The sequence below is a fragment of the Paraburkholderia sp. CI2 genome, assembly GCF_014201055.1.
GTDB classification, from domain to species: Bacteria; Pseudomonadota; Gammaproteobacteria; order Burkholderiales; family Burkholderiaceae; genus Paraburkholderia; species Paraburkholderia tuberum.
This window is the reverse complement of the sequence record NZ_JACHDL010000006.1, coordinates 106584-124415: the sequence shown is the minus strand read 5'-3', so window position 1 is coordinate 124415 and position 17832 is coordinate 106584. Positions and strand designations below refer to the sequence as shown.

Sequence of the window (17832 nt, the reverse complement as noted above, 5' to 3'; positions counted from 1 at the left end):
GCCTTATTGCGGTTCGCTGCCGCAGGCAAGCGGAGTCTTCAAGGAGCGGGCCGGAGCCGGCACGGGGTTTGGCGGAGCCTGTTGCGTGGAAAGCCAGGCCGCGACGGCGTTCACGTCTTCGTCGCTGAGGCGCGTGGCGATGGTGTGCATGCAGTCCGGCGCGATCGCGTGACGCGTGCCCGAGCGCCATGAACCGAGCTGCGCGCTGATGTAGTCGGCGTGCAGACCGACGAGACCCGGAATCGCCGGTTCCATACCGGTCAGTGCCTTGCCGTGGCAGGCCGCGCAAGCGGGCACCTGCTTCGATGCATCACCGTGCAGCACGATCTGCTCACCGCGCGCGAGCGTGGCGGCCGAGACCGTCGGCTTGGCCGGCGTCGGATACGGCGGGCGCTGCTGCGAGAAGAACGTGGCGATCTGATGCAGGTAGTCGTCGGAGAGATACGTGACGAGGTAGTTCATCGGCGGGTACCTGCGGCGCCCTTCACGGAAGTTCTGCAACTGATTGAACAGATATTCCGCCGGCTTGCCGGCGAGGCGCGGGAAGTAGTCGTTGTCGGTACCTTGCCCATGCGAGCCATGGCAGGCCGTGCAGCCTTGCACGCGCGCTTCCATCGTGTCGGGGGCCTTCGGTTGAGTCTGCGCTTTCGCTGCGCTATAGACACCCGCGGTGCCGATCAACAGAAGGGCAAGCAACGGGCGGAAGAGGCGTCTTGAAGACACGCGTAACTCCATCAGAATCGGGGACCTGACCGAACTTCGGGCGGCTCGGTGTGAAGGACAGCCGTCGCCGCGGCGACGCAGCATTCTATCATCGAAGGGTAATGGTGACTATTTGCCGCATTAGAGACGGTTCCAGGTGTGACCGCCATGCGACAGTGTGTCGCGTTATGCCGGTTTCGGACTTTGGTTGCGTCACGGATCGTGGTCGACGTCTTTGCCTCAAAAATAATCACGGCGGCGTCGCCGCAAACGTGATGCCGTGTGACGCATTCGATCAAGCCAGGTTGAACCGATCCCCGCGCGCGCCATCGAAGCGTACACTTCCGGGCTCGCCGGCCGTCGTGCAGACGATGCGCCTCGCCGGCCCGCCTATGTTCCGTTCGTTCTCATCCGCTATCGGCCTTACATGAAGCTATTCGATTTCTCCTCGTCGACGCTGCGAGCGTTGATGTCCGGCGCGGTGGCGCTGGCCATGTCGTCCACCGCGTTCGCGCATGCGCATCTGATCTCGAGCGTGCCGGCCGCGAACGCCGACGCCGTCGCGCCTACCGACCTGACGATCCATTTCACCGAGCCGCTCGAGCCCGCATTCAGCAAGATCACACTCGCCGATGCAAGCGGCAAGCCCGCGACGCCGGGCGCGTCGACGGTCGATAGCGCGGACGCCCGCGTGATGCATCTCGCGCTGCCTCAGTTGACGAGCGGCCGCTATGCGGTGCACTGGATCGCGGTGGCCACCGACGGTCATCGTACCCATGGCGACTTCGCGTTCAACGTCAAATGAACTTCGACGGACTGTGGATCGGGCAGGTCGCAATGGCCGCGCTCATGAACGTCTCGTTCGGCTTCGCCGTCGGCTCGGCGCTACTCGGCGCATGGCTCGCGAGGGACGGGCTCCAGGGCACTTCACCGGCGCGTCCCGGCTGGATGCGCGCGCAACGCTCGATGCTCACGGCCACCATCGTGCTGGTGCTCGCGGATCTCGGCTGGCTCCTGTATCAGGCGGCGTCGATGAGCGGTGTCGCGTTGTCCGCGGCGTTCGGCGTGGTGCCGACGGTGCTGACGCAAACGCATGTCGGCTATGGCTGGAGCGTCGCGTTCGGCGGCGCGCTGGTGCTGCTCGGCACCGCGCTGAGCCATGGCACGGGCATGCTGCGCAATACGCTGCTGTGGCTCGCGGTGCTCGCGATCGCGGCGGGTAAGGCGTCGCTCGGTCATGCGGCCGATGCCGGCGTGGTGTCGGCCGCGATCGGCATGCAGACGCTGCACGTGCTCGCAACGAGCGTATGGGGCGGACTCGCGATGGCCTCCGGCCTGGCGGTGCTGCCGGCGCTCGGGGCATCCACTGCGCGGGGCATGCTGATCCGCACGGCGACCCAGGTGTCGAACGTGTCGATCGTCGCGGTCGCGTTGGTGTTGCTGTCGGGCGTCTTCAATGCGGTGCGCGACTCGGGCAGTTCGTTCGAAGCGATTCAGGCGAGCACGTGGGGTCATGTGCTGACGTTGAAGCTCGTGCTGGTCGCGCTCGCGCTGGTGCTCGGCGCGCTGAACCGCACATCGGCGCTGCCACGCCTGCGTCGCACCGCATCGACGATGGATGCGCACACCTTCGTCAACGTGATGTATCTGGAAGCGCTCCTGATGATCGGCGTGTTCGTCGTCGCGGCCGCGTTGTCATACACCGTGCCGGCGTTCGCTGCGCTCGGTTGAACGCGCGGCGCGGCATAGGCGATTGACCAATCGGCGATGGATGCGCGACGGCCGCGCGCGTCCATCGTGCGTCAGTTCTACGACAGCACCCGCGGATGCGCGCCGCATGAAAGCGCCGCACTGCGAAGCCCGCTTACTCGAAGCCGAGGCGATGACCGAGAATCGGCGCGCAGAACAACGCGATCGCGCAGCCCGCGGCCTTGCCTTCGAGTTCGGCGCCGGTCGCGTGCGAGCCGACCATCTGCGTGAGCAGATCGAAGACCTGCGGCAGGCAGTACAGCACCGCCGCGGCGATAAAGCATTTGCCGACTACCGAGATGTTCCATCCGCGCTCGTACGCGAGCATCGCGCCGATGATGCGCAGCACGCCGAAAGCAACCAGCGCGCCGACCGCCGCCTGTTCGCGGATCAGATAGTCAGGAAGGAATTCGCCCATGGTGCTCCTCGCTGCATGCGTTGTTGGCATGCATTTCAGCAAGGAGCAGGCCATACGTATGTCCGATACCGAACAAACGTCGCGAAAGCCAGGCGGGATAAGGCTCGGCGGGGAGTGATGCAGGTCGGGGCGGCAGCGCTCGAAGGCCGGTTCGAGCCGGCTGGTCCGGGATGTTACGTTACTGCGACGGCCCGCGCGTCACGTCGCCCGCCGGCGGCGTTCCGCCTGCTTCGCTCAGGTGTTCAGATCACCATTCGGCGACGCTGCCGTCCGCGTGACGCCACACCGGATTGCGCCAGCGGTGACCGACCTTCGCCATCTCGCGCACCTTCTCTTCGTTGACCTCGATGCCGAGTCCGGGGCCCTGAGGAATCGACACGAAGCCGTCTTCGTACTTGAAGACTTGCGGATTCTTGATGTAATCGAGCAGGTCATTGCCCTGGTTGTAGTGGATGCCGAGGCTCTGTTCCTGGATGAACGCGTTGTAGCTGACCGCGTCGATCTGCAGACAGGTTGCGAGCGCGATCGGGCCGAGCGGGCAATGCAGCGCGAGCGCGACGTCGTAGGCTTCCGCCATCGCGGCGATCTTGCGGCACTCGGTGATGCCGCCCGCGTGCGACGCGTCCGGCTGGATGATGTCGACGTAGCCGCCCGACAGGATGTGCTTGAAATCCCAGCGCGAATAGAGACGCTCGCCGAGCGCGATCGGCGTGTTGGTCTGATTGACGATGTCGCGCAGCGCCTCGGCGTTTTCCGACAGCACCGGCTCTTCGATGAACAGCAGCTTGTACGGGTCGAGTTCCTTGGCGAGCACCTTCGCCATCGGCTTATGCACGCGGCCGTGGAAGTCCACGCCGATTCCGATGTTCGGCCCGACCGCCTCGCGCACCGCCGCGACGTTGTTGATCACGCCTTGCACCTTGTCGAAGGTGTCGATGATCTGCAGCTCTTCCGAGCCGTTCATCTTGACGGCCTTGAAGCCGCGCTCGACCACCGCGCGTGCGTTGTTCGCGACATCGCTCGGACGGTCGCCGCCGATCCACGAGTACACCTTGATTTTGTCGCGCACCTGGCCGCCGAGCAGCGCATGCACCGGTACGCCGTGATGCTTGCCCTTGATGTCCCACAGCGCCTGATCGACGCCGGCGATCGCGCTCATCGTGATCGGGCCGCCGCGATAGAAGCCCGCGCGGTACATCACCTGCCAGTGATCCTCGATCAACAGCGGGTCCTTGCCGATCAGATAATCGGATAGTTCCTCGACGGCCGCGGCGACCGTATGCGCGCGGCCTTCCACCACCGGCTCTCCCCAACCGACGATGCCCTCGTCGGTCTCGATCTTGAGGAAGCACCAGCGCGGCGGGACGATGAAAGTTTCGAGCTTGGTGATTTTCATGGTGTGTGTCTCCGGTGTCGATCGGAGTTGGCACTTTGGCGCTTACTCCGAACCCATGCAAAGCAGGTCTGCGGGCATGCAAAATTTCGGGGAATTCCATGCTACAACAAAACTGCATTAAAATACTATTAATAGTACTATTTGCCACATAGTGGTGAGATCTGCCGACTTACCGCCACGTTGCGCGACGGGATCATCAACCGCGAGGAGAAAACCATTACGCACGATCTGCACGGGCGAGTCGCCCAACTGCTGGCGACCGCGATTCTGCGCGGCGACTATGCGCCGGAGTCGATCCTGCCTCGTGAAGCCGAGTTAATGGAGATGTTCGGCGTGAGCCGCACGGTGCTGCGCGAGGCGCTGCGCACGTTGACGTCGAAAGGGCTGATCGAATCGCGGCCGCGCGTGGGTACGCGCGTGCGGGTCAAGTCCGCGTGGAATCTGCTCGATGCCGATCTGCTCGACTGGTATTCGCGCGTCGCCGAGCCGATGGCGTTCGCGCTCAAGCTCCAGGAAATGCGCGAGATGATCGAGCCTTACGCCGCCGGCCTCGCGGCCGCCGCGCACACCGACGACACGTTGGGTGCGCTTGCGGCCGCGCATACCGCGATGGTGGCGGCGCGCAACGTCGACGAATGGGTGCGCGCGGATCTGCAGTTCCACCTGTGCGTGCTCACCGCGTGCAGCAACGAGCTGCTGATCCCGCTTGGCGCGCTGATCGAGCGCACGCTCGAGGCACAATTGCGGCTCAATGCGAAACGCGCCGATGTGTTCAACGCGTCGCTCGCCGAGCACACGGCGGTGTTCGACGCGATCCGCGCGCGCGATGCCGCCGCGGCGTACGCGGCGATGGCGTCATTGCTCGGCGTGACGCGCGGGCGAATCGAAGGCTGAGGCGGACGTCGGCGCATTCGGTCTCAATCCATTGCCGCATGCGCGATCGACGCATCCGGTGCCTTGTGCGACGGCCGGATCAGCAGCAACAGCGGGATGACCAGCAGCGTCGCCACGAACATCAGCTTGAAGTCGTTCAGATACGCGACCATCGCCGCCTGCTGCGTGATCGACGCGTTCAGCGCCGCGATGTCATAGTTCGAGCCGCTGTTGAGCATCGACTGGAGCGCCGGATTGAACGCGGTGACGTTCGCAGCGAGGTCCGCGTGCGAGATCTGCGTGTTGCGCGTCATCAGCGTCTGCACGATCGAAATGCCGATGCTGCTGCCGATGTTGCGCATCAGGCTATAAGTCGCGGTGCCGTCCGCGCGCAGCTCCGGCGACAGCGTCGAGAACGTCAGCGTGGACAGCGGCACGAACACGAGGCCGAGTCCGAAGCCCTGGATCACGCCGGGCCACACGATGTCCGATGCTGATAGCACGATCGTGTACTGCATCATCTGCCACAGTGCGAACGCCGATATCAGGAAACCGCAGAGCAGCAACAGCCGCGCATCGACGCGCTTGAGCAGCCGGCCGGCGATCAGCATCGCGACCATCGTGCCGGCGCCGCTCGGTGCGGTGACGAGGCCCGTGGTCGCGACCGGATAGCCCATCAGGTTTTGCAGCATCGGCGGCAGCAGCGCACGGGTCGCGTACATCACCGCGCCGATCACGAAGATGAACAACGTGCCGGTCGCGAAGTTCGGATCTTTCAGCAACTTGTACTTGAAAAACGAGCGCTCGCCGATCGTCGCCGTGTGCACGAGAAAGAACGCGAAGCTGATTGCCGCGACGAGCGCCTCGATCACGATCTCGGTCGACGAAAACCAGTCGAGCTGCTCGCCGCGATCGAGCATCGCCTGCAACGCGCCGATCGCGAGGCCGAGCGTGATGAAGCCGAACGCGTCGAACTTCACGTCGTGTTTCGGCTCGCGCGTCGGCAGGAAGCTCGCGACGCCGAACAGCGCGATCGCGCCGATCGGCACGTTGATGAAGAACACCCAGCGCCAGTTGTAGCTATCGGTGAGCCAGCCGCCGAGCGTCGGACCGAGGATCGGCCCGACCATCACGCCCATGCCCCACACGGCCATCGCCTGGCCCTGCTTTTCACGCGGGTTGATGTCGAGCAGGATCGACTGCGACAGCGGCACCAGCGACGCGCCGAAGATCCCTTGCAACAGACGCGACACGACGATCTGCGGCAGCGTCTCGGAGAGTCCGCACAACGCGGAAGACACGGTGAAGCCGCCGATCGCGATCAGCAGCAGCCGCTTCACGCTGAGGCGATCCGCCAGCCAGCCGGTGAGCGGCGTGGCGATCGCGGCGGCGACGATATAGGAGGTCAGCACCCACGTGATCTCGTCCTGCGACGCGGACAGCGTGCCTTGCATATGCGGCAGCGCCACGTTGGCGATCGTGCTGTCGAGGGTCTGGATCAGCGTCGCGAGCATGATCGAGATCGTGATCATCGGCCGGTTGAGCAGCTCAGTGGCGCTCGTCGACGTGGAGGCGGAAGACATGGACGGTGGGGAGGGTCGATATAGTAAGCATGCTTAGTATATCTTCTATACGGGTTGGCGCTATCCGGAGTTGTGCCGAGGATAGAACGCACACGCAGTCGCGCTGTACGCCGAAGTGCTTCCGTATAATTCGCGCATGAAAACCCAATTCGAAGAGCGCTTCGGCTTTCTGATCTACGACGTCGGCCGGCTGGCGGGCAAGCGGTTCGACGATCTCGCGAGGTCGTCGGTGGATCTGACGCGCGCGCAGTGTCGCGTGCTGGCCTATCTCGGCCACTACGGCGACATCAATCAGGCCCGGCTGGCGGATCTGCTCGAGGTCGCGCCGATCTCGGCGGGCCGGCTGCTCGACCGGATGGAGGAGGGCGGCTGGATCGAGCGGACCGCGAATCCGCAGGATCGCCGGGAGCGCCAGGTGCGCATGACGCCGAAGGCTGAGCGCACGCTCGGCAAGGCGCGCAAGGTCGGCGACGAGGTCGCGCTCGAAGCGCTCAATGGTTTCAGCGATGAAGAAGCGGCGCAGTTGATCGCGCTGCTGCAGCGGGTGCGCGGCAATCTGAGCCGGATCGTGGATCGCTGAAGCGTCGCGGTGTTGGCGCGACGCCGAAGTCTTTCGCGCGAGCCGGGGTTACGTTGAGCTCGCGCTTCAAATCACGTTATCTGGATTCCGACGCCGGCGTGGCGCCGCTCGGCGGGACCAGCTCGTAACAGCCCGGCGCCACCGACGTTTTTGCTTTTGCATCCGGTTGCTGCGGATCGATGCATTTGAACGCGCTCTGATCGCGCTGCACGAAGATCGTGTCGGCGGGACCGTTGTTGACCACGGCGACGATCTTGTAGCCGTCCTGCAGCAGCGTCGCGAGCATGGTGGAACTGGCGCGCCATTGACTGTCGGCGGTGCTCGGCGTTTGAGCTTGTGCGATGAGGGCGGCGGTCGTGCCGGCGAGCGTGAGCGCAGCGGTGGTTGCGGCGAGCGCGACGGTGCGGAGCGTCATTAAGGAGCCTCTCGAAGTTGCGACGGAATTGCGGAAGGAAGCCGGAGGTGCCAACCAAACCCGCGGCGCTTCACTGCCCATACCCTGCGACGCCGCTGCTCATCGTTCGTTCCATCAGAAACTCGCGCAACGCTCGCTGGCAAGCCATGCTCGCCATCCGCCAAACTCCGAGATATCGGTTCCCGACTGCACGCCATACGGCTCGCAGAGGAAACCGGTAACCCACGAACCGTCGACGAGTTCGACCTTCCCCAGAACCAGCGGAGACGGAACGGTCGAAATAAACGAGCCGAACTCCGCGCTGGGCATTTCCCACACTTCGACAGCAATTTTTGCGCCGCCATCGGTGACGCGCCACAGGCCTGGACGCCTCGTGCCGTCCGCCGACGCAGGCAGCGCCGACAACCGGTATTGCGCGGCAGTCTGAGTGGCCTGCAAGAGCCGCGCGCGTCGGGCAAGCAGATCGCGGTTGAGGGGCAACCCTTGCATGTGTGCGCCGCAGACCGCGATCCGCATGCGATCGTGGCTCGCCGCGCATCGTTCGCCGCGCGGCTCCGGCTCGACGGTTAGACCTCCGACGCAGTGCACGCCGCTCTTTCGTTGCAGCAGGTCGGCCACACCCAACAGATACTGGTCGGTGAACGCGCGGCCGAAGACGGTCACGCCCCAGGGCAGACCATTCTTCATGAAACCGGTCGGCGTAGCGACGGCGGCATAGTCCAGCAGATTCATGAAGTTGGTGTAATAGCCGAGCAGGGAGTTCGGACCAATGGGGTCGCGCTCCAACTCGTCGAGCGTCACGGCACGCGGATACGTCGGCGTCAGAACGAAATCGAGTGAATCGATCGACGCATCGCAGAGGGCCTTCAATTCCTGCAAGCGGTACTGCGCGCGAAACAGTTCGACCGCGCTCGCGCCGGGTGCCTTCGCCAACACATCGCGAATGACGGGCAAAACCGCAGCGGGTTTCTCCGTCATCAACTCGCCCGCCACGCTGTAACGCTCGGCCACCCACGGCCCCTGATAGAGCAGATTGGCGGTTTCGACAAACGGCGTGAAGTCGATTTCGACAGCTTCACCACCTGCTTCTTCGAGCAACGCGCGCACCTTCGCGAACAGCCCGGGGCTCTCGGAACAGCCGGCGAATTCCAGTTGCGCCGGCACGCCGAACTTGAACGCCGTGGGCTCGCCAAACGCGCGTGCCGTATTCCATTGCGGATTCGCGCGGCTGTATGCATCGCGAGGATCGGGGTGCGCGCTCAACGCAAGCAACTCGCTCGCTTCTTTCGCCGTCGCCGTGAAGAACGTCACGCAATCGAGCGTGCGGCACGCGGGCACCACACCCGCGGTGGACAGCAGGCCTTTAGTCGGCTTGAGACCGACGAGATTGTTCAGCGCGGCAGGCACGCGACCGGAACCGGCCGTGTCGGTCCCGAGCGCGAAACTGGCGACGCCGAGCGCGACCGCGAGTGACGACCCCGCGCTCGAGCCGCCCGACGGATAGTCGGGATGCACGCTATTGCGACACTTGCCATACGGCGACCGGGTGCCGTTCAGACCGGTCGCAAACTGGTCGAGATTGGCTTTGCCGAGCGGCACCGCGCCGAGCGCGATCAATTGTGCAACGACGCTCGCCGATCGCGACGGCGTGTACGCGAACGCGGGGCACGCGGCGGTTGTCTGAATGCCGGCGAGATCGATGTTGTCCTTGATCACGAACGGAACGCCATAGAGCGGCAGGCTTTCGACGTCCTGCGTGTCGAGCCAGTCGAGGTAGGGCGCGACTTCATCTTCGGTCAGAAGATGGATGAACAGATTGAACGATGGATTGAGCGCCGCAGCTTTTTCGAGCAGTTCAGCGACGAGCCTGCGCGGTGTGAGCGTTCCATCACGGTATGCGCAGCGAAGTGTCGGGAGGCGAAGATCGAATGACGAGAATGAAGACATGGTTTGCGTCCAGATAATTAGTGACGTTCGACGACGGCGACGCGTTGCCCCGCGCGCACGGGCGAACCCGGCGCCACGTAGATCTCGCCGACCGTTCCGGCGCACGGCGCACACACCGCGATTTCCATCTTCATCGACTCGATGATGAGCAGCACGTCGCCCGCGTCGACCGCGTCGCCGGTTTTCACCTTGACTTGCCAGAGGCTGCCGGCGATCTCGCTGTCCACGGCGACTTCGCCGTCGTGAAGCGGAGCTAACTGAGTGTCTTCGGTGACCGGCGTCTCGAACGTGACTTCCGAGGTGCCCGCTTCACGCCACCGCTCGCGCTCGGCCTGAAAGGCCGCCTGCTGTCTTGAACGGAACTGCTCGATGCTGGCGGATTCGCTAGCGAGAAACGCCTGATAGTCCGGCAACGAAAGCTCGGACTCTTCAATCCGCAACGGAAAACGCCCAAGCGGAAAGTCCGCGCGGATGCGCAACAGTTCGTCGGCCGATACTTCGTAGAAACGAATCTGGTCGAAGAAGCGCAGCAAATAATGCTGGCCGGCGAAATCCGCGACTTCGCGGTAGCGATTCCACATCTGCAACGTGCGGCCGACGAATTGATAGCCGCCAGGCCCTTCCATGCCATACACGCACAGATACGCGCCGCCGATGCCGACCGAGTTCTCCGCGGTCCACGTACGGGCCGGATTGTATTTCGTCGTGACCAGCCGGTGACGAGGGTCGAGCGGTGTCGCGACGGGTGCGCCGAGGTACACGTCGCCGAGGCCCATCACCAGATAGCTCGCCTCGAAGACGATTTGCCTGACCGCGTCGATGGAGTCGAGGTCATTGATGCGGCGAATGAATTCGAGGTTGCTCGGGCACCACGGCGCGTTCTTGCGCACGGTGGTCATATATTTTTCGATCGCGAGCTGGCACGCGGGGTCGTCCCATGACAGCGGCAGATGAACGACCCGCGACGGCACGCGCAGATCCTTCTGCAACAAGACCTCGTCCCACGCCCGCGCGACGATGTCGAGCAACCTGGCGAGCGGCAGATCCTCGGGCCGGTAGTGGATCTGCAGCGAACGGATGCCCGGCGTGAGATCGATGACGCCAGTCAGATGCTGCGCTTCGAGGGACTGCATCAGCGCATGTCCGCGAAACCGTGCCACGAGGTCGAGCTCCGCTGGACCGATTTCGAGCAGCAGATGTGTGTCGCCGGATACACGTGCGACGAGTCTGTCGCGGTCCGCGCCGGTATCGAGCACGATCGGCGACGTCAGCGATGCTCTTCTTTCGCTCGGCGCACCCGGTGCAATCTCGAGGCTCTCCAGTTCCCGACGACGCTCACGCGCAGCCTCACGCGCTTCTTCGACTTCGACGGGCGCGAAGCGGATCCTGTCGCCTGCTTTCAACTGGCCGATCTGCCAGAGGTCCGCCTCGATGATCGTCACCGGACAGACGAAGCCGCCGAGACTCGGGCCGTCGGGTCCGAGAATTACGGGCATGTCGCCGGTAAAGTCGACGGCGCCGACCGCGTACGGATTATCGTGAATGTTCGACGGATGCAGTCCAGCCTCGCCGCCGTCCTCGCGCGCCCACTCGGGTTTCGGTCCGATCAGGCGCACGCCGGTACGGCTGGAGTTGAAGTGAACCTCCCACTCGGTGTCGAGCAGCTGCGCGATATAGCGGGCGCTGAAGTATTCAGGTGCGCCGTGCGGGCCATAGATCACGCGAACGGTGCGCACGCCGTCGAGCGTCGGCGCGTCGACGAGCGCCGCGCCGGCCTGTGCATCGTCGAGCGGATAAAGATGCAGCACGTCGCCCGCGCGGATCGCGCGGCCGCCATGTCCGCCGAACTGGCCGAGCGTAAAGGTGCTGCGGCTGCCGAGATACAGTGCGACGTCGAAGCCGCCGCGCACGCACAGATAAGCGCGCGCGCCCGCGCCGCGTATCGTGCCGAGCGCGAGCGTCGAACCCGCCGGCACATGGAGGCTCGTGTTCAGCGGCTGAGCGACATCGTCGAGCAGCACCGGAATCTGCGCGCCGGTGATGGCGACCACGGCATCCCTGTTGAAGCGCAGCGTCGGCCCGCTCATCGTGACTTCGAGAGCGGCGGCGTCGGCCGCATTGCCGAGCAGGCGATTGCCGAGCCGCATCGCCCGGTCATCCATCGGCCCCGACGGCGGGATGCCGACTGCCCAGTAGCCCAGGCGGCCGGGATAGTCCTGCACCGTCGTCTGCGTGCCGCCGCTGACGACTTCGACCGTGCTGGCCCGATACCTGAGCCCTTCGAGACATCGAGTCCACGGTTCGCCTGACGCGAACGGCCGGTCGCGCAGAATCTGGCGCAGATAGTCGCGATTGGTCTCGACGCCGTAGAGTCGGGTGTTGCGCAGCGCATCGTCGAGCGCATCGCGCGCTTCATCGCGAGTCGGCGACCACGCGATCACTTTCGCGAGCATCGGGTCGAAGTACGGCGGCACTTCGCAACCGGCCTCGATCCATGTATCGATGCGCAATGCGCGCCCGTCGGCATTCGGGAACGCGACATCGGTCAAGAGGCCCGGACTCGGTTTGAAATCACGCCCCGGATCTTCCGCGTAGAGTCGCGCCTGGATCGCGTGCCCTCGCGGCGTTAGACTCGCCGCCAGGTGCTTCAGCGGCGCGAGCGTGCCGGCCGCCAGTTCGATCATCCAACGCACGAGGTCGACGCCCCACACCTGTTCGGTGACGCCGTGCTCGACCTGCAGACGCGTATTGACCTCGAGGAAGTAGAACTGTTCGGCGGCGCTGTCGTACACGAATTCGACGGTGCCGGCGGAGCGATAGTCGACGGCTTTCGCGAGCTTGACCGCTGCCTCGCAGAGCGCGGCCTGAATGCCGTCCGGCAGGCAGGGGGCGGGCGTTTCCTCGAGCACCTTCTGATTGCGCCGCTGCACCGAGCAGTCACGCACGCCGAGCGCGAGCGCGTCGCCTTTGCCATCGCCGAATACCTGCACTTCCAGATGCCGCGCCCGTTCGATGTACTTCTCCAGAAACACGCCGGCATCGCTGAAATTGTTTTCGCCGAGGCGCTTCACGGCATCGAAATGGGCGCCGAGTTCGTCGCCGTTCCAGCATACCCGCATGCCGATGCCGCCGCCGCCCGCGGTGCTCTTCAGCATCACCGGATAGCCGATGGCCTGTGCCGCCGCGAGCGCCGCCGGCAAGTCCGCGAGCAGCCCGGTGCCTTCGAGCATCGGCACCCCTTCGTTGGCCGCGATTTCGCGGGCCGTGTGCTTGAGGCCGAACGCGCGAAGCTGCGCGGGTGTCGGTCCGATGAACGCGATGCCGGCCGCTTCGCAGGCTTCGCCGAACGCCGCGTTCTCCGATAAGAAGCCGTAACCGGGATGGATCGCCTGCACGCCTTCGCGACGCGCAATCGCGAGGATCTTGGCCACGTCGAGATAAGTCAGCGCGGCCGGACCCTCGCCGAGCGCATGCGCGACAGGCGCTTCGCTGACGTGGCGGCTCGCTCGGTCGGCTTGCGCATAGATGGCGACGCCGGTGACGTCGAGTTCGCGCAACGTCCTGAGAATGCGGCACGCGATAGCGCCGCGATTGGCGATCAGAATCTTCTCGAACATGGAAGGTGTGTTGATTCGAAGGCGGGCCGTCCCGCCGTGGGAATGGCCGGCCGTGGTCGTCCACGGCCGAAATCGCGTCAGCGATGCGTCTGGGTCAGTTCTTCGCGCGTACGGCTGAAGTACCGGCCCGAGCGAACCAGCATGAGGAGAAAAAGCCAGTGGCGGATGCGCTTCAATTCCATATCAGCAGCTCCGCGGGCGTCGGGTTGTAGGCGTTGCATGGATTGTTCAGCTGCGGGCAGTTGGAGATCAGTACGATCACGTCCATCTCCGCGCGCAATTCGACGTATTTGCCCGGCGCAGAAATGCCGTCTTCGAAGCTGAGCCCGCCCGTGGCCGTGACCGGCACGTTCATGAAGAAGTTGACGTTCGCGCCGATGTCCTGCTTCGACAGGCGGCCGTCATGTGCGCAGGCACGCAGGAAGTTGTCGCGGCAGCTGTGCATGTAGCGCTTCTCCAGTGCGTAGCGCACCGTGTTGCTTTCCTGCGCGCAGGCGCCGCCGAGCGTATCGTGGCGGCCGCACGTGTCGGCGACGATCGTCAGCATCGGATTGCCGAGGTTCGAGTACAGCACCGAGCCCGTCGTCAGGTAGAGGCTTTTTTGCCGGCGCAACGTGCGTTGCGGGTCGAAGCGCTCGCGCGGATCGGCGAGGCTGTAGAACAGCGTGTCGACCGCCTGGTTGCCTTCGAGATCGACGATGCGCAGCGTTTGCCCGGCCTTCACCTCGTGAAGCCACGGCTCGCCGGCGGCGAGTGTCTCGCGATAGACCGCGGTTTCCGGACGTTTGTCGCTGACGATAAGCGTGCTGGTCATAAGCGTGGCCTTCGCTCAAAGAAAGAAGCGTTCTGTGTTGATGAAACCGCGTGCGTTCTCTTCGCATGCGGTGCGGCAAACTTCGGCGACCTCGGGCCGCGCGTCGCTCAACTCGAGCCTGACGGGCCTCGGCGCGTACTCGGGGTTCGGGTCGAGCGGGTGCTGGATCGCGGTGAGCACGACGAGCGTGTTCATCGGTGCGTAGAGCTCGATGTAGTTGCCGGCTTTTGAGTTTCCTGGCACGAAACTGAGAACGCCGTCGTCGCTGACATCGACACGGCTGAACAGATTGAGCGTCATCAGCAGGTCAGTGATGCCGAGCCCCCACTTGCCCATTTCGACGAGCAGGTTGTCCGTGCCGTTGCGATAGAACGCGTTGCGCAGCTCCTGGTAGCGGCCCGCGCCGTATCGTTCGCGGACCTCGTCGGCGTTCGAAGCTCCGCCGATGCTGTCGTGCCAGCCACAGGTATCCGCGACGATCGCGGCAAGCACGCGGCCCATGTCGGAGTACAGGCAGTGCCCGACCGTGAGCCTGGCCGTGTGCTGGCACTTCAACGAATCCGGTAGATTGAGCCGTTCGCTCTTTTCCGTCGCGTTGACCATCATCACGCTGACGTTCGCACCGCCGCGCAGGTCGGTAATGCGCAGCGATCGACCACGCTTGACGATCAGCGACGTATGGCCGCCGCCCGGGACGGTTTCTTCAAGCAGTAAGGTCGTATCTGAGTTCATACCTGAGTTCCCTTCAGTCGGAGACCAGTTCGATATGCGATGCGCCTCGCACGGCAGCCTCGGCGATATGCACGGCGGACATGGAATCGCGGCTACGGTCGAGCGCAATGTTGTAGGTGATGCGCGCGCCATAGGAGCCCGGCGCCTGCGGGTCGACGCGCACCTTGTCGAAAACCAGCACGCGGCTTCCCAACGTGAAGCCTTCTTTCAGGTCATGCGTGACCATGAAGATCGTGAGCTTCGCTTCGCGCCACAGGTCGGAGAGCAGCTCATGCATGTCCTTGCGGATGCCGGGGTCGAGCGCGCCGAACGGTTCGTCGAGCAGCAGCACGCGAGGCTTCATCATCAGCGCCTGCGCGATCGCGAGGCGTTGCTGCATGCCGCCCGACAGTTGCTGCGGAAACTTGTTCAAGGCCGCGCCCAGACCGACGCGCTCGAGCATGGCCGCTGCCTCGTCTTGCGCCACGCGCCGACGGGCACCGAATAGCCGGCCGGTGAACTTCGCCTGTGGAAGCTCCAGCCCCAGCATCACGTTGCGCAACACGCTCAGATGGTCGAACACCGAGTAGCGTTGAAACACGACGCCGCGATGCCTGTCCGGTTCGCCGGGCAGCGGCTTGCCGTCCAGCAGGATCTCGCCGCGCGTCGCGCGCTCCTGACCCAGCAGCAGGCGCAGAAACGTCGACTTGCCGCAGCCGGACGCGCCGACCATCGAACAGAACTCGCCTTCCTTGACGGTCAGATTCAAACGCTCGAGCACGACCTGGTCGCCGTATTCTTTCCAGACGTTGCGGACTTCGATCATCGCGCGCCTCCGTACCACGGGAAGCACCATTGCGTGATCCGGCGCAGCAGCTCGTCGGTGAGCCATGCGAGCAGCGTGATCCACGCGACGTACGGCAGGATCAGATCCATCGACAGATAGCGGCGCACGAGAAAGATGCGGTAGCCGAGGCCATCGGTCGACGCGATCGCTTCGGCGGCGATCAGAAAAAGCCACGCCGCGCCGAGAGAAAGACGCGTCGCCGCCAGCAGACGCGGCAGCAGTTGCGGCAGCACCAGACGCAGAATCAGCGTCCAGCTGGTGGCGCCGAGCGTCTGCGCCTTGACCCACAGCTCGACCGGAATCTCGCGGGCGCGAGCATGCAGATCGCGAATGATCACCGGCGTGATGCCGACGACGATCAGCACGACCTTCGACAACTCGTCGAGCCCGAACACGATGAACAGGACCGGCAGCACCGCCAGCGGCGGCACCATTGAGATCACGGTGATGAACGGCGACAGCGTCGCGCTGACGAGCGGAAACGAACCGGTCGCGATCGCGGCCACCAGTGCGATCACGGCACTGACGACAAGGCCGATGCCGAGCCGCCGCAAGCTCGACAGCGTGTCGGTCCACAACAGATACTCGCCGGTGCGCTTGTTTTCGGTGAAGGCGGCCGACTTCACCGCGTCGCTCATTTGCGCCGCGCTCGGCAGCAGCTTGTCATCGGGATTGAGCGAGAGTCGCATCGAGGACCCGGCGAAGTAGACCGCGAACAGCACGACGAACGGCAGCAGGAGCAGCATCAAGCCGCCGATCCGGCTCGGATGTCGATTGATGAGTCGCATGGTGAGCGCCTGGTTGGAAAGCTGGGGTGCGAGCCCGCGATAGCGAGCCCCCGGCGAGTGCCTGGACGGTCCGTGTCAGAGCTTGCCCGCGACCGCCATCGCGACGTAGGTCGGATCGAAACGCAGCTTGACGTTGTTCTTGTTGCCGACGACGACGCCCTTGTCGAACGCCATGCCGACCGCGTCCGCGCTCTTCGCGTCCTGTCCGAGCAGGCCGTGATCGAAAGAGAACTTCGCGACACGCGTCATGATCTTCGGCATGTCGGCGCTGGTGACGAAGTCGAGCGCGGCTTGCGGCGAATAGAAGAGGGCGGTCGTCGCCAGTTGGCCCTTGAAGTTGGCGAGATCGGTGCCCGAAGCCTTCGCCATCGCGGTCAGCGCGGACGTGCTGGCCGCGGAGTCCGTGTGCATCAGCGCGACCATTTCGAACCATGCACCGGTCAGCGCTTTGCCGAGGGCGGGGTTCTGCTGCAACGTCTTCGTGTTGACGACCATCATGTCCATGATTTCGCCGGGGATCTTGCTGGAGTCGAAGACTTCGCTGACGTTCGGCTGCGACTTCAGATCGGCGAGCATCGGATTCCAGGTGACCGCGTTGTGAACCGTGGGGGTCGCGAATGCGCCCGAGATGTCGGCATCCGAGGTGTTCACGACCTTGAGGTCGCGCTCGCTCATGTGAGCGCTTTCGAGCGCGCGTGCGAGCAGGTAGTGGGAGACGGAAAACTGCACGAGGTTGACCTGTTGGCCCTTCAGGTCGGCGATCTGCTTGCCCTTGCCCTTCATCAGCACGCCGTCATTGCCGTTCGAATAGTCGCTGACGATCAGGGCCGTCGAATCCACGCCGCCGGAGGCGGGAATCGTGAGCGCGTCCATGTTGGTCATCGCGCAGCCGTCGAACTTGCCGGCCGTGTACTGATTGATGGACTCGACGTAGTCGTTCAGCTGCACGACGTCGACATTGATGCCGTATTTCCTGGCCCATTTGGACACGATGCCCTGGGTTTTCGCCTCACCCCACGGCATCCAGCCGGCGTAGATGGTCCAGCAGACCTTGAAGTCGTTGCGGCCCGCGGCGAACGTGGGGCTCGAGGCGAAGGTGGCGAGGGAGACGGCGGCAATGCCAAGACAGCGAACGAGCTTGAACATGGGTTGACCTCGGAGGGGACGGTTAGCGACGGCAGGGAGCAGCGCAAACATCGCGTTCTCTCCCGGGCTTTTGTCCCGCCGTGTAACCTCGCCTGAGGTCGACAGCTCTCGGACCAGCACCTGCGTGAAGCAGGCCGGAACCCTAGCCGTCCATTTCCAGATTGTTTGTCGAACCGGAGGTTGCGCCGGCTCCTTGCACGCTCTTTAAAGCGGGAAGTGTGCCAGGGGCCATGCCGAGGGTTGGTC

General features: G+C 64.3%; 16 protein-coding genes and 1 riboswitch. Of the genes, 4 read left to right on the top strand and 12 right to left on the bottom strand.

What is annotated here, in order from left to right; all coding sequences use genetic code 11:
• Window positions 1–3: 3 nt before the first annotated feature.
• Window positions 4–735 carry a c-type cytochrome gene (locus HDG32_RS11120; RefSeq protein WP_184022971.1) on the bottom strand — a complete coding sequence of 244 codons (732 nt, stop codon included), beginning with the start codon at window positions 733–735 and terminating at the stop codon, window positions 4–6.
• 394 nt (window positions 736–1129) lie between these two features.
• Here HDG32_RS11120 and copC point away from each other — a divergent pair, with 394 nt between their 5' ends.
• On the top strand, window positions 1130–1507 hold the full coding sequence (copC, locus tag HDG32_RS11115) for a copper homeostasis periplasmic binding protein CopC (protein ID WP_090801770.1): 378 nt from the start codon (window positions 1130–1132) through the stop codon (window positions 1505–1507).
• On the top strand, window positions 1504–2433 hold the full coding sequence (locus HDG32_RS11110; protein ID WP_184066629.1) for a CopD family protein: 930 nt from the start codon (window positions 1504–1506) through the stop codon (window positions 2431–2433). Before copC ends, HDG32_RS11110 begins: the two co-directional genes overlap by 4 nt.
• Window positions 2434–2566: 133 nt before the next feature.
• Here HDG32_RS11110 and HDG32_RS11105 read toward each other — a convergent pair whose 3' ends face one another.
• Complete coding sequence (locus HDG32_RS11105) at window positions 2567–2869, bottom strand: hypothetical protein (protein ID WP_184066626.1); 303 nt, start codon at window positions 2867–2869, stop codon at window positions 2567–2569.
• 247 nt (window positions 2870–3116) lie between these two features.
• Window positions 3117–4265 carry a galactonate dehydratase gene (gene dgoD, locus HDG32_RS11100; RefSeq protein WP_090801766.1) on the bottom strand — a complete coding sequence of 383 codons (1149 nt, stop codon included), beginning with the start codon at window positions 4263–4265 and terminating at the stop codon, window positions 3117–3119.
• A gap of 180 nt (window positions 4266–4445) precedes the next feature.
• Here dgoD and HDG32_RS11095 point away from each other — a divergent pair, with 180 nt between their 5' ends.
• Window positions 4446–5159, top strand: coding sequence for a FadR/GntR family transcriptional regulator (locus tag HDG32_RS11095; protein ID WP_184022974.1), 714 nt, complete (start codon window positions 4446–4448; stop codon window positions 5157–5159).
• A gap of 23 nt (window positions 5160–5182) precedes the next feature.
• Here HDG32_RS11095 and HDG32_RS11090 read toward each other — a convergent pair whose 3' ends face one another.
• Window positions 5183–6652 (bottom strand): DHA2 family efflux MFS transporter permease subunit, encoded by a 1470-nt coding sequence (locus HDG32_RS11090; protein WP_260336435.1) that lies wholly within the window; start codon window positions 6650–6652, stop codon window positions 5183–5185.
• A gap of 205 nt (window positions 6653–6857) precedes the next feature.
• Here HDG32_RS11090 and HDG32_RS11085 point away from each other — a divergent pair, with 205 nt between their 5' ends.
• Window positions 6858–7301 (top strand): MarR family winged helix-turn-helix transcriptional regulator, encoded by a 444-nt coding sequence (locus HDG32_RS11085; RefSeq protein WP_184066623.1) that lies wholly within the window; start codon window positions 6858–6860, stop codon window positions 7299–7301.
• Between the two features lie 76 nt (window positions 7302–7377).
• Here HDG32_RS11085 and HDG32_RS11080 read toward each other — a convergent pair whose 3' ends face one another.
• The 8 genes from HDG32_RS11080 to HDG32_RS11045 all read right to left on the bottom strand — a co-directional run bounded on the left by HDG32_RS11080 (window position 7378) and on the right by HDG32_RS11045 (window position 17586).
• Complete coding sequence (locus tag HDG32_RS11080) at window positions 7378–7716, bottom strand: hypothetical protein (RefSeq protein WP_184066583.1); 339 nt, start codon at window positions 7714–7716, stop codon at window positions 7378–7380.
• Window positions 7717–7830: 114 nt separating this feature from the next.
• Window positions 7831–9663, bottom strand: coding sequence for an allophanate hydrolase (gene atzF / locus HDG32_RS11075; RefSeq protein WP_184066580.1), 1833 nt, complete (start codon window positions 9661–9663; stop codon window positions 7831–7833).
• Window positions 9664–9680: 17 nt separating this feature from the next.
• Complete coding sequence (gene uca / locus HDG32_RS11070) at window positions 9681–13280, bottom strand: urea carboxylase (protein WP_184066577.1); 3600 nt, start codon at window positions 13278–13280, stop codon at window positions 9681–9683.
• A 172-nt stretch (window positions 13281–13452) separates the two neighbouring features.
• Window positions 13453–14094, bottom strand: a complete 642-nt coding sequence (locus HDG32_RS11065; RefSeq protein ID WP_184066574.1) for an urea amidolyase associated protein UAAP2 — start codon at window positions 14092–14094, stop codon at window positions 13453–13455.
• 15 nt (window positions 14095–14109) lie between these two features.
• Window positions 14110–14826, bottom strand: a complete 717-nt coding sequence (locus tag HDG32_RS11060; RefSeq protein ID WP_184066571.1) for an urea amidolyase associated protein UAAP1 — start codon at window positions 14824–14826, stop codon at window positions 14110–14112.
• Window positions 14827–14839: 13 nt separating this feature from the next.
• A complete protein-coding gene (locus HDG32_RS11055) occupies window positions 14840–15631 on the bottom strand; it encodes an ABC transporter ATP-binding protein (RefSeq protein WP_184066568.1) in 792 nt (263 codons plus the stop codon).
• Window positions 15628–16440 carry an ABC transporter permease gene (locus HDG32_RS11050; RefSeq protein WP_184066565.1) on the bottom strand — a complete coding sequence of 271 codons (813 nt, stop codon included), beginning with the start codon at window positions 16438–16440 and terminating at the stop codon, window positions 15628–15630. The genes HDG32_RS11055 and HDG32_RS11050 overlap by 4 nt, the downstream gene beginning before the upstream one ends.
• Before the next feature lie 75 nt (window positions 16441–16515).
• Window positions 16516–17586: a putative urea ABC transporter substrate-binding protein gene (locus tag HDG32_RS11045; RefSeq protein WP_184066562.1), complete on the bottom strand. Its 1071-nt coding sequence runs from the start codon at window positions 17584–17586 to the stop codon at window positions 16516–16518.
• 57 nt (window positions 17587–17643) lie between these two features.
• A riboswitch (guanidine-I (ykkC/yxkD leader) is annotated at window positions 17644–17743 on the bottom strand.
• Window positions 17744–17832 lie beyond the last annotated feature (89 nt).